Source organism: Actinoallomurus acaciae, from assembly GCF_042429965.1.
Lineage (GTDB): Bacteria > Actinomycetota > Actinomycetes > Streptosporangiales > Streptosporangiaceae > Actinoallomurus > Actinoallomurus acaciae.
Genome location: NZ_JBHLZP010000185.1, coordinates 1 through 14,907, shown reverse-complemented (window position 1 = coordinate 14,907; position 14,907 = coordinate 1). Strand labels below are relative to the sequence as shown.

Here is a 14,907-nt window from a genome sequence, read left to right as displayed (position 1 = left end):
AGGCCCGGGGCAGCGACGGCCGCGACGCCGTGTGGGCGCACCCGGACCTGATGCCGACCGCCGAGGATCAGGCCCGGGGCAGCGACGGCCGCGACGCCGTGTGGGCGCACCCGGACCTGATGCCGACCGCCGAGGATCTCGACGACCCGGCGGCGTTCGTCGAGGGCAAGGGCGCCGACATCGACATCACGGACTTCACCGAGCCCAAGCCCGATGAGTCCGGCGAGACGAAGCCGGACGAGGAGCAGTGACCGAGCCAACCGGCGAACACGGTGGCTCCGTGAGCCTGCACGCGGACGCGGTGCGGGTGCTGTCGGGCTGGCGCCCGTCCGACGCCGGTCAGGACACGCTGCGGCGGGAGTTCCTCGCGCATCTGGGCGAGCACGCGGACGGCATGTGGCGCGAGTGCGTGGCGGGCCACCTGACCGCGAGCACGGCGGTGCTCGACGCGACCGGCGAGCGGGTCCTGCTGACCCTGCATCCGAAGGCGAAAATGTGGCTGCAGCTGGGCGGCCACTGCGAGCGGGCCGACACGTCGCTGGCGGAGGCCGCGCTGCGGGAGGCCGCGGAGGAGTCCGGCATCGAGGGCCTGCGCCTCCTGCCGGGCCCGGTCCGTGTCGGCCGTCACCGCGTCTGGTGCCACGGCGGGTCCTACCACCTGGACGTGCAGTACACCGCGGTCGCGCCGCCGGGCGCCCGCGAGCAGATCAGCGAGGAGTCCGCCGACCTGCGCTGGTTCCCGCTGGAGGCGATGCCGGACCCCGCCGACGACACGTTGCGCCGCCTGGTCGAGACGTCCGGGAGGCTCTTCGCCGCGCAGTCGGGCTGATCAGGGCACGGGCGTGGGCGAGCACGGCCGGATCGTGGTCGGTGTAGACGATGCGGCTCTCGGGCGCGATCGACTGGGCCACCTCCTGCGTGTTGTCGGCCGCCGGGATGCCGGTGCCGATGTCGAGGAACCGGCGGATGGGGCGAGGTGCGCGACCTCGGTGTCGAACGCGGGCGGCGCGGCGGCGCGCTCGGCCCCCGTGGTCCGGAACCAGACGTAGGGCGATCGTCATGCGCCGCCGACCAGGCCGCGCCCGGTGACCAGCGGGAGATCCAGCGCGGTGAGCAGGCCCGGAGGGGCGCCGATGACGGCGGGCACGGCGTTGACCAGGCGCATCGCGGTCGCCTTCAGGCCCGCCGTGTTGTGGTCGCCGTTCGTGCCCAGCAGGCGCAGGTCGACGGTGTAGTTCGGTTCGCCGGTGACCTCCACCCGGTAGCAGCCGTGTCCGGCGGGCCGTGGCCAGTCCGGAGCCAGGTCGTCCCGCAGCCGTGTCACGTGCTCCAGCACGATCACCGGACGGCCGGCGCGCATGCCGCGCAGTTCGAAGCGCAGCGCCGCCGCCGTCCCCTTCGCCACCGTCCCCGCGTCGATCTCGAACGTCTCCGGCGCCGGCAGGCGCGTGTGCCACTCCTCGATGGCGTCCAGCTCGACCTCCAGCCCGGCGGCGAGCTGGCGCACGACGCTGCCCCACGCCAGGGACAGCACCCCCGGGGAGAGCAGCAGCGGCGTCTCCTCCATCGGGCGGCCGAAGCCCATCACGTCGAACAGCACGGTCGGCTGGGCGTAGGTGGAGTAGTTCAGGATCTCCATGCAGCGGACCTGGGTGATCCGCTCGCTGATGCCGGTGATCGCCAGCGGCAGCCAGTCGTTGGCGAAGCCCGGGTCGATGCCGTTCACCCAGATGGAGACGCCGCCGTCCAGCGCCGCGCGGTGGATCGGCGCGCCCATCGCCTCGTCGGGGAACTGCAGGAAGACCGGGCTGCTGGAGACGACGTTCACCCCGGCGCGCAGGATCCGCGTCAGGTCCGCCATCGCCTCGTCCAGCCGTACGTCGGCCATCGAGGTGTACACGACGCAGTCGGGGCGCGCCGCCAGCACCGCGTCGGCGTCGCCGGTCGCGATCACGCCGAGGCGCCCGAGGCCGGCGAGCTCACCCGCGTCGCGGCCCACCTTGTCCGGGTTGGAGACCCAGACGCCGGCCAACTCCAGGTCGGGCCGGGCGTTGATGCCGATGAGGGCATTGCGCCCGACGTTCCCGGTCCCCCACAGCACCACGCGATATGTCATGCGAAGCCCCTCACAGGTCGGGCAGGCCCAGATCCAGCGTCGGCCGGTCGGTGCCGCCGTCCACCTCCAGGACCCGCCCGGTGACGAACGAGCCGGCCGGGGAGGCCAGGAACAGCACCGCCGCCGCGATCTCCGCGGGGTCGCCGACGCGCCCCAGCGGAGTGTTGTCCTCGATCTGGCGACGCAGGCCCTCGTCACCGGTGACGATCTCCAGGGCGGAGGTCGCCACCGCCCCGGCGGCGACGGCGTTGACCCGGACGCGCGGGGCGAGGTCGTCGGCGGCCAGCCGCGTGTAGTGCGCGAACGCCGCCTTGGCCGTGCCGTACGCCAGGTAGCCGCGGCCGGTGACGCGGCCCATCACCGAGGAGATGTTGACGACCGCGCCCTCGCCCCCGTCCGCGAGCATCGGCGGGACGGCCGCCCGGGTCACCGCGTGCGCGATGCCGACGTTGAACCGGAACGCCTCCTCCAGGTACTCCACCGTCGTGTCGAGGTAGGCCTGCGGGATCGTGCCGCCCACGTTGTTCACCACGACGTCGAGACGCCCGAACGCGTCCACCGCCGCCTTCGGCAGCGCGGCGGCGGCGTCCAGATCGGTCAGGTCGGCCGGCACCACGACGGCCCGCCGCCCGACGGCCTCCACCTCGGCGGCGACCCGCCTGAGCTGGTCCTCGCTCCGGGCGGTCACGACCACGTCCGCGCCCGCCTCTCCCAGGGCGACCGCCGTGGCGGCCCCGATCCCCCGCCCGGCGCCGGTCACGATCGCGGCCCGGCCGTCGAGCCGGAAACGGTCCAGGATCACCTGCGCAGCGTAAGTCGATCAATAACCCGAATCAATGGGCCGCCGGCAGGAGGCCGCTCAGGTGCTCGACCAGCAGGTCGCGAAAGACCTTCGACTCGCGCAGGTCCGGGCCGAACACGTCGGTGACCGACAGCAGCCCGTCCACCACCTGCCCCGGAGTCTCCGCTCGCGCGACGGTCATCCGCAGCAGGTCGGCCATCGGGTCGTCCAGCTCGCGCGCCGTCTTGACGTGCCGCATCCACGCGGCGACCGCGAGCGCCGCCCAGCGCGGCTCCGCTCCGGCCGCGAGCCGCTCCCGTACGACGCCGAGCAGCCGCTGTGGCAGCTTCTGCGAGCCGTCCATCGCGATCTGCGCGGTGCGGTGCCGCAGCGCCGGGTTGGCGAAGCGTTCGAGGAGCGAGGACTTGTAGGCCTCCAGGTCGAAGCCGGACGGCACGGTGAGCGTCGGGCCCGCGTCCTCGTCCATGTAGCGGCGTACGGTGTCGCCGAGTTCGGCGACCGCGTCGGCGACGTAGGTGTGCTGCGGAAGGCCGAGGTAGGCCAGCATCGAGTGCGCGCCGTTGAGCAGCCGCAGCTTCATCTTCTCGTACGGCGCGACGTCGTCGGTGAAGATCGCCCCGGCGGCGTCCCACGCGGGGCGGCCGGCGGCGAAGGTGTCCTCGATCACCCACTGGGTGAACGGCTCTGTCACCACGACACCCTCGTCGCGAACGCCCAGCAGGCGTTCGGCCTCGTCGAGGTCCTCGGGCGTGGTCGCGGGCACGATCCGGTCGACCATCGCCCCGGGGAAGGCCACCTCGCAGCCGATGCGGGTGCCGCTCCGCTCGCAGTACTCCTCCACCAGCGCGCGCAGGGTCCGGCCGCCCGCGGTGAGGTTGTCGCAGCACAGCACGGTCACCGGCGCCTCGCGCCCGGCCAGGCCGCGGACCAGGCGGCCGAGCACCGTGTGCGGCGGGCGGCCGGTCAGGTCCAGGCAGGTCTCCGGGTCGTCGCGGCGCAGCCGCCCGGTCGCCGGGTCGTGCCGGTACCCCTTCTCGGTCACGGTCAGCGAGACGACCTTCACGGCCGGGTCGGCGATGCGCGCGACCGTCGCGTCCCCGGTGAGGACCTCGCGGACGGCGCCGATGACCCGCGCCGACGCCGCGCCGGGCCCGCGTTCGAGCACGCTGTAGAGGCCGTCCTGGGGCCCCAGCTGTTCGACCACGGTCGCGCTGCGCTGGGTGATGCCGCAGATGCCCCAGCCGTCGCCGGCGTCCTCGGTGTAGACCGCCTGATGGGCCCGGTGGAACGCGCCGATGCCCAGGTGGACGATGCCGACCGAGGACGGCACCTCCCGGGGCCGGGTCCTCAGCGAGAGCCGCATGTTCTCCCCCACTCACATCACCGCGCCGAGCTGCCAGGGCGCGAACTCCTCATCGCCGAAGCCGAGCTCCTCGCTCGCCGTCCGGTGTCCCGACGCCACCTCCAGGACGCGCTGGAAGATCTGCTCGCCCAGCTCGGCCACCGTGACCTCGCCGTCGAGGATGGCGCCGCAGTCGACGTCCATGTCCTCCTCCATCGCCCGGTACGTCTCGCGGTTGCTGGCGAGCTTCAGGCTCGGCGCCGGCCGGCAGCCGTACACCGAGCCGCGTCCCGTCGTGAAACAGATCAGGTTGGCGCCGCCGGCGACCTGGCCGGTCGCCGACACCGGGTCGTACCCGGGGGTGTCCATGAACACGAAGCCACGCCCGGTGACCGGCTCGGCGTACTCATAGACCGCGGTCAGCGGTGTCGTGCCGCCCTTGGCGACCGCGCCGAGCGACTTCTCCAGAATCGTCGTCAGCCCGCCCGCCTTGTTGCCGGGCGAGGGGTTGTTGTCCATCGACTCGGCGTAGGACTCCCACCAGCGGATCCGCTCGATCAGCCGCTCACCGACGGCGCGGGAGACGGCGCGGCGGGTCAGCAGGTGCTCGGCGCCGTACACCTCGGGCGTCTCGGCCAGGATCGCCGTGCCCCCGTGGCGTACGAGCAGGTCGGCGGCGGCCCCCAGGGCCGGGTTGGCGGTGATGCCGGAGTAACCGTCCGACCCGCCGCACTGCAGGCCGATGACCAGCTCGGAGGCGGGCACCGGTTCGCGGGTGACGGCGTTCGCGACGGGCAGCAGCTCGCCGATCACCTCCAGCCCGCGGCGTACGGTGGACGAGGTGCCGCCGAGCTCCTGGATCGTCATCGTCGGCGTGCCGTCCGGCAGGTCGAAGCCGGTGAGCTGGTTGACCTCGCAGCCGAGGCCGATGACGAGGATCGCGGCGAAGTTGGGGTGCCGGGCGTAGCCGTTCAGGGTGCGGCGCAGCAGCCGGATGCCGTCGCCGTCGGAGGCCATGCCGCAGCCGGTGCCGTGGGTCAGGGCGACGACGCCGTCGACGTTCGGGAACTCCTCCCCCAGCGCCGACGCGCGGCTCGCGATCCGCCTGGCCACCGTGGCCGAGCAGTTCACCGAGGTCAGAATGCCGATGTAGTTGCGCGTGGCGACCCGCCCGTCCGGCCGTACGATGCCCTGGAAGGACGCGGGCGCGGGCGGCGGCTCGACCGGGCGTACCTCGGTGCCGAAGTCGTACGCGCGGTCGTGCGGCCCCATGCCGAGGTTGTGCGTGTGCACGTGGTCGCCCACCCCGATCGGCGCGGTCACGACGCCGATCGCCTGGCCGTACTTGCGCACCGGCGCGCCGACGGCGAGGTCGCGCACGGCGACCTTGTGCCCGCGCGGCACGCCGGGCAGCTCGCGCAGCGCCACCGCCACGTCGTCCGCAGGATGCAGCAGCAGCGTGTCACCAGTCATGCATGCTTCCGTCCTCCAGGCGGTTGACCGGCAGGTACGCCTGCCGATACGGATACTCCGCGGCGGCCTCCTCGTCGATGTCGACGCCGAGACCGGGCTCCTCCGACGGGTACAGCAGGCCGTCCGCGAACCGGTACGAGTGCGGGAAGACCGCGTTCGTCGTCTCCGTGTGCGGCATGTACTCCTGGATGCCGAAGTTGGGCACCGCGACGTCGACGTGCAGCGCCGCCGCCAGGCACACCGGCGACAGGTCGGTCGCGCCGTGCGATCCGGTGCGCACGTGGTACAGGTCGGCCAGGTCGAAGACCCGCCGCAGGTGGGTGATGCCGCCGCCGTGCACGACGTCCATCCGGATGTAGTCGATGAGCTGCTCGGTGATGAGCTGGTGGCAGTCCCAGATCGAGTTGTAGACCTCGCCGACCGCGATCGGCGTCGTCGTGTGCTGCCGGATCAGCCGGAACCCCTCCTGCAGCTCCTCGGAGATCGGGTCCTCCAGCCAGAACAGCCCGTACGGCTCGGCCGCCCTGCCGAGCCGCGCGGCCTCGATCGGGGTGAGCCGGTGGTGCGCGTCGTGCAGCAGGTGGAAGTCGTGGCCGAACCTCTCGCGCACGGCGGCGAACAGACTCGGCACGAAGTTCAGGTACTTGGCCGTCGACCAGGTCGCCTCCTCCGGGCGGTCCCCGGCGACGGCCGGCTCGTACGGCGCGTGGCCCGCGGGCACCCCGTACACCTTCTCCAGGCCCGGCACGCCGGCCTGGACCCGTACGGCCCGGTAGCCCTCATCGAGCAGGCTCCCGACCTGTTCGAGCGCCTCGGGCACGGTCGCGCCGTTCGCGTGCCCGTACACCGTGACGGCATCACGGGAACGGCCGCCGATCAGCTGGTAGACCGGCATCCCGGCGGCCTTGCCCTTGATGTCCCACAGTGCGGTGTCGACCGCCGCGACCGCGGTCATCGTCACCGGCCCGCGCCGCCAGTACGCCCCCTTGTGGAGGTACTGCCAGGTGTCCTCGATCCGGCTCGCGTCGCGACCGATCAGCAGGGGGCACACGTGATCCCTCAGGTACGACGCGACCGCCAGCTCCCGGCCGTTCAGGGTGGCGTCGCCCACCCCGGTCAGCCCGTCATCGGTGATCAGCTTCAGGGTCACGAAGTTGCGGTCCGGGCAGGTGACGATGACCTTGGCCTCGACGATGTTCACCGGTCAGCCCGTCTGTACCCAGGCGTGCTCGGGGTCGAGGTAGGGGATCATCTGCCGCCCCCGCCCCGCCATCACCCACAGGTAGCAGAGCTTGTAGCCGGGCGCGGCGACGACCGGATGGTAACCGGCCGGGATCGCGGCGACGTCGCCGTCGCGCACGGTGAAGGCCTCCTCGTTCTCGCCGTCGTAGCGCAACTGGATGCCGAAGCCGTTCTCCGGTTCCAGCTTGAACAGGTAGACCTCCTCCAGCTGCACCTCGCGCGGCGGCTCGTGGGTGTCGTGCTTGTGCGGCGGGTAGCTGGACCAGTTGCCGGGCGGGTTGATCGTCTCGCCGAGCAGCAGGCGTCCCGCGTCGTCGTCCGGGCCGAGGATCGTGCGGACCGTACGGGACCAGTTGCCCTCGCCCCGCTCGGCCACGTCCTGGTCGTCCGGGCCGATGATGCGCGCCGTGCCGGGCCGTCCGTCGCCGAGCGGCGCCGTGCAGACCACGATCTGCGCCGGGCCGCCGGTCGCCCGGAACACCAGCGGCGTTCCGGGCGGGGCGTACACGGTGTGGCCCGGCCCCTCGAAGACGTCGCCGCGTCCGCCCGCGGTGCCGAGCCCGTCGACGTCGACGACGCCGGAGAGGACGACGGCCGCGATCTCGGTGTCGCGGGTGAGCTCAAGGGTCTCGCCGTCGGCCAGGTCGGCCACCTCGAGCCCGATCAGCTCGGTCTCCTTGCCCGGGGTCAGCAGGGTTCTCAATCTCTCTCCTTGATCTGGGTGACCAGCTGCGTGGGGTTGACGAAGCGCAGTGCCACGACGAGCAGCACCAGCATGAACAGGGTGTAGATCACGGCCATCGCGTCGATCTCCTGCTGCGCGCGGATGCCCGCCGCCGAGACCGAGTAGTACAGCGCGACGACCAGGGTCTGGCTGTCGGATCCGGCGGTGAGGAACGTCAGCTCGAACATGCCCACCGTGCGGACGAGGATGAGGACCGCCGCGGCGAGCATGCCGGGGATCAGCAGCGGCCCGAGGATGCGGGTGAAGATCACGCGGGTGCGGGCGCCGCACATCCGCGCGGCCGACTCGATCTTCGGGTCGATCTGCTCGATGAACGGCGTCATGACGAGGATCACGAACGGAACGGCCGGCACCAGGTTGGCCAGGATGACACCGCTGAGTTTGCCGGCCAGGTGGAACTTGTAGAGCACGGTCGCGAGCGGCACGCCGTACGTGATCGGCGGGATGAGGATGGGCAGCATGAAGGCGACCATCAGCACCCGCTTGCCGGGGAAGGTCCGCCGGGCCAGCGCGTACGCGGCGGGCACGCCGACGACCAGCGAGACCACCACCACCGCCAGCGCGACCTCCAGGGTCACGACCAGCACGTTTCCGAGGTCGAACTCGCGCCACGTCGTGCCGTACCAGCGTGAGGTCCACCCGGACGGCAGCCAGCCGCTGAACCACCTCGTGCCGAAGGAGTCCACCACGACCGCGCCGACGACACCGGCGAGGATCAGCAGGAAGAAGACGACCGCGCCCCAGACCAGCCAGGCGCCGGGCCGGAGGGCGAGCCGCCGGCGCTCCGTCATGATCGCGGTGCTCATGATCGCGCTCCCCTCCTCACTCGCTCCGTCATCCCTTGCCTCCCGTCGCACCGCGGTACAGGGTGGCCCGCCAGCCGAGGACCAGCCCGACGACGATCAGCTCGACCGCGCCCATGATCATTGCGATCGCCGAGGCCATCGAGTAGTCGTACTGCTCGAAGGCCGCGTGGAAGGCCGCGATCGAGATCACCCGGGTCGTCCCCGACGGGTCACCGACCATGACCGCCGAGGGGAACACCGAGAAGGCCAGCACGAACGTCAGGCAGAACGTGATGGCCAGCCCCGGCGCCAGCAGCGGCAGCGTGATGAACCGGAACCGCTGCCACCACCCCGCGCCCATCGTCGCCGCGGCCCGCTCCAGCGTCGGGTCGATGCCGCTGAGGTAGGACAGCGTCAGCAGGAACGCGAACGGGAACCCCGAGATGATCAGCGAGAACAGCACACCCCAGTAGTTGTGCGTGAACCGCACCGGATGGTCCACGATCCCCACGTCGAGCAGCAGCCGGTTGAGCCAGCCGGTGGGACCCATGAACGCCAGCAGCCCCTCCGCGGTCAGCACGGTGCCGAGGGTGATCGGCACGACGAGGATCGTGGTGATCGTCCGTTTGCCGCGGAACCGCCCGCGCATCCGGTACGCGATCGGCACCGACGCGATGACGTTGAACAATCCGGCGGGCAGGCTGAGCTTCAGCGTGGTCCAGATGGTGTTCCGCAGGTAGGAGTCGGCGAAGAAGGCGTGGTAGTCCGCGAACGGCCCCGAGCCGTACCGCTGCACCGTCTCCGAACCGGGCTGCGGCTGGAAGGACAGCTGCAGTCCGTACACGAACGGGTAGATGAACAGCGCCACGATGAACACGACCGCCGGCACCAGGAGCAGCAGCGTCCGGTCCATGCCCCGGTCGGCGAGGCGGTGCCGCAGCGCGATGCGCCCCGCGGTCGCCGGGGCCGCCACCTAGGCCACCTCCTCGGGCGCGGCCGGGCTGTCGGCCGCGAACACCAGCACCCGCTCCGGCGGCACCGACACCGTCACCCGGTCGCCGGGGGCGAGACGAGCCTGGACCCGCAGGTGGAGCTCGTCGCCGCCGGCCGTACGCGCCTGGACCGCCTGCTCGCGGCCCTGGAACTCCACGACCTCGACGTCGACCTCCATGGCGTTCGGGCCGTCGCCGACGGTGAAGTCCTCGGGCCGGATGGCGGCGACCGCGGTCTCGCCGAGGTCCTCACGCCGGGTGCCGGTCAGCTCGCCGAGCACCACCGTCTTGTCACCCGCGGTCGTTCCCGACCCGGGCGAGACCGGCAGCTCCAGCTCGTTCCGGTACCCCATGAACCCGGCCACGAAGCGGTTCGCGGGCTCGGTGTAGACCGTCTCCGGCGGGCCGACCTGCTGGACCTTTCCCTCACGCAGCAGCACGAGCCGGTCGGCGAGCGACAGCGCCTCCTCCTGGTCGTGCGTGACGTAGACGGTGGTCAGCCCGAGCGTCTGGTGGATGCGCTTGATCTCGGTGCGCATCTCCAGGCGCAGCTTCGCGTCGAGGTTGGACAGCGGCTCGTCCATCAGCACCAGCGCGGGCTCCATGACGATCGCGCGGGCGATCGCGACGCGCTGCTGCTGCCCGCCCGACAGCTGGCCGGGGAACTTGGCGGCATGGTCGCCGAGCTGGACCAGCGCCACCGCCTCCTCGACCCGCCGCCGCGCGTCGGCCTTGGCGACCTTGGCCATCTTCAGGCCGAAGCCGATGTTGGCGCGCACCGACATGTGCGGGAACAGCGCGTAGTTCTGGAAGACCATGCCGAAGCCGCGCTGCTCCGGCGGCAGCGTGTCGATCCGCCGCCCGTCGAGCGTGATGGAGCCGTTCGTCAGCGGCAGCAGGCCGGCCAGGCAGTTGAGCGCGGTCGACTTTCCGCACCCGCTCGGGCCGAGCAGCGCGACGAACTCCCCGCCCTCGATGGTGAGGTCGAGCCCGTCGAGCGCGAGCACCTCCCCGAAGCCGCGGCTCACGTGGTCGAGCCGCAGCTCCGAGATCTTCGATCCGGTCACGGGCCCTCCTTCGTCGGGAGGGTGACCAGACGGACGTGTCCTTTGGTTCGCTCGCTCCGCTCGTTCACGGACCCTCCTTCGTCGGGAGGGTGACCAGGCGGACGTGTTCCCTGGTTCGCTCGCTCCGCTCGTTCACGGACCCTCCTTCGTCGGGGGAGTGACCAGGCGGACGTGTCCTTTGGTTCGCTCGCTCTGCTCGTTCACTTCTTGACCTTGCCGCTGCCGACGGTCCGGTCCCACTGGTCGAACGCGGCGACCTGCTCCTTGGCGGGCAGCGAGGTCTCCGTGGGGAACTTGGGGATCCACTGGTCGTACTCCGGCCGACCGAACTGCTGGATGACCTGCTGGGACTTCTGCGGCGCCATCTGCACGGTGACGCCGTTCACGGCCGGGCCCGGGTAGAAGTAGCCGTCGTCGTAGGCCTTCGCCTGCTGCTGCGGGGTGAGCATCCACTTGATCAGCTGGAGGTCCGCGGACAGCACATCGGCGGAGACCCCGCGCGGCACGACGGCGTACTGGGCGTCGGTCACCCAGTGCATGCCCTTGAGGTAGGCGACCTTGTCACCGGCCGGGACCTGACCGAGCGCCCGCGGGTTGATGTCCCAGCCCGTCGTGGTGGCGATGATGTCGGCCGAGCCGTTGGCCAGGTTGGACATCGTCTCCGAGGTCTTGGAGGGGTAGTAGTCGACGTACTTGGTGAGTTCCTGTAGGTACGACCAGGTCTTGGACCAGCCGGCCTTGGGGTCCTTCGGGTTGGAGTCGCCGAGGATGTAGGGCAGGCCCATGAGGAACGTACGGCCGGGGCCGGAGTTGGCGGGGCGGGCGTACTGGAACTTCTTCGGGTGCGCCTTCGCCCAGGCGAGGAGCTCCTCCGCGGTCGCCGGCGGCTTGCTCACCGTCTTGGGGTTGTACTCGATCAGCGGCCCCGAGGGGTAGTAGACGACCTCCACGCCGTGGCCCTCGGCGAGCTCCTGCATCTTCTGCGCCGGGGCCTGGTAGTTCGGGTTGCCCAGGCGGCTCGCGTAGTCGTCGGTCTTGACCCACAGGTTCTGATCGATGCCGGCGGACAGGGCGTCGGTGCCGGTCAGGACCAGGCCGATCTGCACCTGGCCGGCGCTCTGCTGCGCCTTGATCTTGCCGGGCAGCTCGGGCGCCGTGGCGTTGGTGTAGGTGACCTTCTTGATGACCTTGGGGTGGCTCTTGACGAACTCGTCGATCATTCCCTTGGTGAGCTGGAGGTTGCCCGCCACATCGATGATGTTGAGGGTCACCGGGTTCTTCGGGCTGTCCGGCACGTTCGCCGGGGTGAGGTCCTTGGCCCCGCCCCCCGCATTCGGCGAGCCGCACGCACCCGCCAGGACGAGAACCGCCGCGAGACACAACGTCTTGACACGCATCAGGGGATTACCTTCCCGTCGGATCGCGCGGCACGGCGGTCGACGCCCGCACGATCAGCTGGCATTCAAGTCCCCGGCGGAGATCCCCCGACTCGGCGCCGGTGACGTTCAGGAGGCTCACGAGCAGCTCGACGGCCGCGCGGCCCGCTCGTTCGTTCTGCATGGACACGGTGGTCAGCGGCGGGGTGGCCATGCCCGCCATCGGTATGTCGTCGAACCCGACGACGCTCATCTCGCCGGGAACGGACACACCCCTGTCGGCCAGCCGGGACATCACCCCGAGGGCCATCAGGTCGTTGTAGGCGATGATCGCCGTCACGTCCTCGGCGAGTGCCAGGTCGGCGGCCTGCGACCCGCCCTCGAAACGCGGCGCGAACGGCCCCAGCTCCACGATCTCGATGTCCTGCCGGGCGAAGCGGCGCAGCCCGCGCCGGCGCTCCCGGTTCGACCACGAGACGCGTGGCCCGCTCAGGTAGGCGACCCTGCGGTGCCCGAGAGCGGCGAGGTGCTCGATCGCCTGGCGCATGCCGCCCGCGGTGTCCATGAGGACGGCGGGCTGGCTGCGCACCTGACGGTTGATGAGCACCAGGGACGTCGTGCCGACGACGCGTTCGAGCTGGGCCTCCGACATGCGTGAGGAGCAGAGGATGACGCCGTCGACCTGTTTCGCCATCGCCTGGACGAGGGCGATCTCCTCTGTGGCGTTCTCGTCACAGTCCGCGAGGAAGACGGCGTAGTCCGCCTCACGGGCCCGCGCCTGGACCCCTTTCAGGACGCCCGGGAAGAAGGGGTTGGACAGGTCGGGAACGATCACGCCCAGATTGCCGGTCTTCCCGGTGATCAAGCCCCGGGCCGCGCGGTTCGGCCGGTAGCCCAGCCGCTCCGCGGTCGCCAGGACGTGGTGCCGGGTCTCGTCTCGCACCATCTCCGGCACGGTGAACGCCCGGGAGACGGTGGAGACCGACACCCCCGCCTCACGGGCCACGTCCTGGATGGTCACCGGCACCGGTTCTCTCCTCCCGCGGTCGGATGAGTGAAACTCTGCAATCCTTTGCAAAGCGCGTCAATGTGACCTTTGGGCCATAAGACCCTTACCTGGCGTTCGCCCAGATGTCCGATAAGCCCCCGTAGGCGGCCGAGAGGGCTGAGCCGATGCCGACCGGGGCCGGAGCGTACGGCTCCGGGCGAACAGACGGCGCGGGACGTGCACCGCGCCCGGGTCGGCATCCTCCGGCCAGGACGGCGCGTCGCGACCGGTCACCGGCCCACACCGGCGGATCGCGGCAAGCCCGTACCCGGTCAGGCGCCGCCGAGAAGGATGCGGGTGTTGTCCCAACCCTCCAGACCCGGATCCAGGAAGGCCAGATCGGCGGGCGTACGGAGACGATGCCAGCCGGGGCCGGAGCGTACGGCTCCCGGACGCGCCGCCGCGGCGCGCAGGCGGCGTGGGGCGTCCGCCGTGTCCAGATCGACGTCCTCCAGCCAGGACGGCGCGGGCAGCCGGGCGGCCAGTGCGACCAGCCCGCCGCCCTTCGCCGGGCAGATCGCGACCTCTCCCCCGCCCAGGGAGCGGAACAGCTTGCCGAGCAGCAGGGACGGCAGATCGGGGGCGTCGTGGGCGACCACGGCGGCCTGGTCGGCGCCGAGACCCGCCAGCGCGTCGAGCAGCGGCCGCAGACCGGTGGTCCGGACGATCTCGGTGCCCGGCCAGGTGATCGCCTCGGCCTCGGGGTCGGGGTCGGGGCCGGTCAGGGCCAGGACGGGTGTGACGAACTCCAGTCCGGCGACCACCTCGTAGGTGTCCTCCAGCACGGCGAGCCGGAACTTCGCCGGGTCGGCGCCGGGCGGGGTCGCGACCGTGTTCCCGGCCAGGACGGCGACGAAGCGGGAGGTCACGTGGCGGGCTCTCCGTCCGCCAGGGGCAGGCCCGCGGTGGCGGCGACGCCTTCGAGGTAACCGCGGGCGCGCTCGGTGCGGGGGTAGCGGTTGACCAGTTTCCAGAACGCCGGGCCGTGACCGGGCTCGATGAGATGGGTCAGCTCGTGCACGAGGACGTAGTCGACCACCCATCCGGGCATGCCGCGCAACTGCGCGGAGAGCCGGATGGTGCGGTCTTCGGGCGTACAGGAACCCCAGCGGCTGCGCTGGTTGCCGACCCAGCGCACGCTCGCCGGCGCGGCGCGGCCGTCGAGGTAGCGCAACGCGAGTTCGCGGGCACGATCGAACAGCGCCGCGTCGCTGGGGTGCCGACGCGCCTCGCGCCGTGCCAGCCGTTCGAGCACGGTCGCGATCCATTCCTGCTCTTCGTCGTCGCTCAACCCGGCCGGCATCATCACGACCGTCTTGTCGCCATCACGGCGCGCGGTGACCGTGCGGCGGCGTCGGGAACTGCGACGAACCTCTATCTCGCCTGTGGGGGGCACCGTAGCACCGTACCGAAAACTTTGTTTTCTCCACAGGGGGTGGATCGCATCGATGCAGGTAGAACCGGGGCAATTGGATCATCCCCAGGGCTATCCACACCCATGTACGCAGGTTGTCCACAGGGACGCTCCGGCCCGTCCCCACCGGGTCCCCAGGCCTGTCCACAGGCTCTCGTTGACGCCTGTCCGGCTCTGCTCCTAGCGTCACGCGAACCGGGGGTCCCCGCGGCGCACGGGACGGACGCCGACTGGGAAGGGGGCGGCCGAACCGGCGCACGGGGGCTTTCCGGGCACACACGACCACCCGGCACGGGTTTCCGAGCACTCGGGGGCCATCTCGAATTCCTCATCCGCGCAAGCAGGACCGCGGGCCCCGAGGCGGGTCCTAGAGGCAGGTCCTAGGGTCTGTCTCGAAGTGGTCGGGTCGTGAGTTTTCCACAGCCGTGTGTGTGGTCTTTCTTTGGTGTGTGGGGGGCTTGACAATGGAAGTGGGGTCGGCGCCCCCTGGGCGGGCCAGGGCCCC

The 14,907-nt window shown here is 71.3% G+C and carries 15 protein-coding genes and 1 pseudogene; 2 read left to right on the top strand and 14 right to left on the bottom strand.

The annotated features are described in order from the left end of the window. Both ACFFNX_RS23825 and ACFFNX_RS23820 read left to right on the top strand, forming a co-directional pair. Nucleotides 1-251: zinc-dependent metalloprotease (locus ACFFNX_RS23825; RefSeq protein ID WP_378206282.1), on the top strand; the 251-nt coding region annotated here is incomplete at its 5' end. 29 nt (nt 252-280) lie between these two features. Continuing rightward, entirely contained in the window at nt 281-829 is a 549-nt protein-coding gene (locus ACFFNX_RS23820; RefSeq protein ID WP_378206285.1) for an NUDIX domain-containing protein, read from the top strand. A gap of 43 nt (nt 830-872) precedes the next feature. On the opposite strand, the pseudogene ACFFNX_RS23815 reads toward ACFFNX_RS23820, so the two are convergent. From ACFFNX_RS23815 to ACFFNX_RS23750, 14 genes and pseudogenes are all read right to left on the bottom strand, one after another. After that, nucleotides 873-1,061: pseudogene (locus ACFFNX_RS23815) on the bottom strand (SAM-dependent methyltransferase); the annotation flags it as partial. Next, on the bottom strand, nt 1,058-2,116 hold the full coding sequence (locus ACFFNX_RS23810; RefSeq protein WP_378206279.1) for an NAD(P)H-dependent amine dehydrogenase family protein: 1,059 nt from the start codon (nt 2,114-2,116) through the stop codon (nt 1,058-1,060). The gene ACFFNX_RS23810 and the pseudogene ACFFNX_RS23815, both read right to left, overlap by 4 nt. Nucleotides 2,117-2,126: 10 nt before the next feature. Continuing rightward, nucleotides 2,127-2,918, bottom strand: a complete 792-nt coding sequence (locus ACFFNX_RS23805; protein ID WP_378206276.1) for an SDR family oxidoreductase — start codon at nt 2,916-2,918, stop codon at nt 2,127-2,129. A 31-nt stretch (nt 2,919-2,949) separates the two neighbouring features. Beyond that, a complete protein-coding gene (locus tag ACFFNX_RS23800) occupies nt 2,950-4,281 on the bottom strand; it encodes a mannitol dehydrogenase family protein (RefSeq protein ID WP_378206273.1) in 1,332 nt (443 codons plus the stop codon). Nucleotides 4,282-4,293: 12 nt separating this feature from the next. Continuing rightward, entirely contained in the window at nt 4,294-5,733 is a 1,440-nt protein-coding gene (locus ACFFNX_RS23795; RefSeq protein WP_378206270.1) for a D-arabinonate dehydratase, read from the bottom strand. Continuing rightward, the gene (gene manD, locus ACFFNX_RS23790; protein ID WP_378206267.1) at nt 5,723-6,934 is read right to left on the bottom strand and encodes a D-mannonate dehydratase ManD; all 1,212 of its coding nucleotides are present in this window, start codon (nt 6,932-6,934) and stop codon (nt 5,723-5,725) included. Before manD ends, ACFFNX_RS23795 begins: the two co-directional genes overlap by 11 nt. 3 nt (nt 6,935-6,937) lie before the next feature. After that, complete coding sequence (locus ACFFNX_RS23785) at nt 6,938-7,678, bottom strand: 5-deoxy-glucuronate isomerase (protein WP_378206264.1); 741 nt, start codon at nt 7,676-7,678, stop codon at nt 6,938-6,940. After that, a complete protein-coding gene (locus tag ACFFNX_RS23780) occupies nt 7,675-8,526 on the bottom strand; it encodes an ABC transporter permease (RefSeq protein ID WP_378206261.1) in 852 nt (283 codons plus the stop codon). The genes ACFFNX_RS23785 and ACFFNX_RS23780 overlap by 4 nt, the downstream gene beginning before the upstream one ends. Nucleotides 8,527-8,554: 28 nt before the next feature. Then, the gene (locus ACFFNX_RS23775) at nt 8,555-9,478 is read right to left on the bottom strand and encodes an ABC transporter permease (RefSeq protein ID WP_378206258.1); all 924 of its coding nucleotides are present in this window, start codon (nt 9,476-9,478) and stop codon (nt 8,555-8,557) included. Further along, on the bottom strand, nt 9,479-10,564 hold the full coding sequence (locus ACFFNX_RS23770; protein ID WP_378206256.1) for an ABC transporter ATP-binding protein: 1,086 nt from the start codon (nt 10,562-10,564) through the stop codon (nt 9,479-9,481). Between the two features lie 200 nt (nt 10,565-10,764). Continuing rightward, complete coding sequence (locus ACFFNX_RS23765) at nt 10,765-11,961, bottom strand: extracellular solute-binding protein (RefSeq protein ID WP_378206253.1); 1,197 nt, start codon at nt 11,959-11,961, stop codon at nt 10,765-10,767. Between the two features lie 7 nt (nt 11,962-11,968). Beyond that, nucleotides 11,969-12,967, bottom strand: a complete 999-nt coding sequence (locus tag ACFFNX_RS23760) for a LacI family DNA-binding transcriptional regulator (RefSeq protein ID WP_378206250.1) — start codon at nt 12,965-12,967, stop codon at nt 11,969-11,971. Nucleotides 12,968-13,260: 293 nt separating this feature from the next. Then, nucleotides 13,261-13,857: a DUF2064 domain-containing protein gene (locus ACFFNX_RS23755; protein ID WP_378206247.1), complete on the bottom strand. Its 597-nt coding sequence runs from the start codon at nt 13,855-13,857 to the stop codon at nt 13,261-13,263. Further along, nucleotides 13,854-14,384 carry a M48 metallopeptidase family protein gene (locus tag ACFFNX_RS23750; protein WP_378206244.1) on the bottom strand — a complete coding sequence of 177 codons (531 nt, stop codon included), beginning with the start codon at nt 14,382-14,384 and terminating at the stop codon, nt 13,854-13,856. The genes ACFFNX_RS23755 and ACFFNX_RS23750 overlap by 4 nt, the downstream gene beginning before the upstream one ends. Nucleotides 14,385-14,907 lie beyond the last annotated feature (523 nt).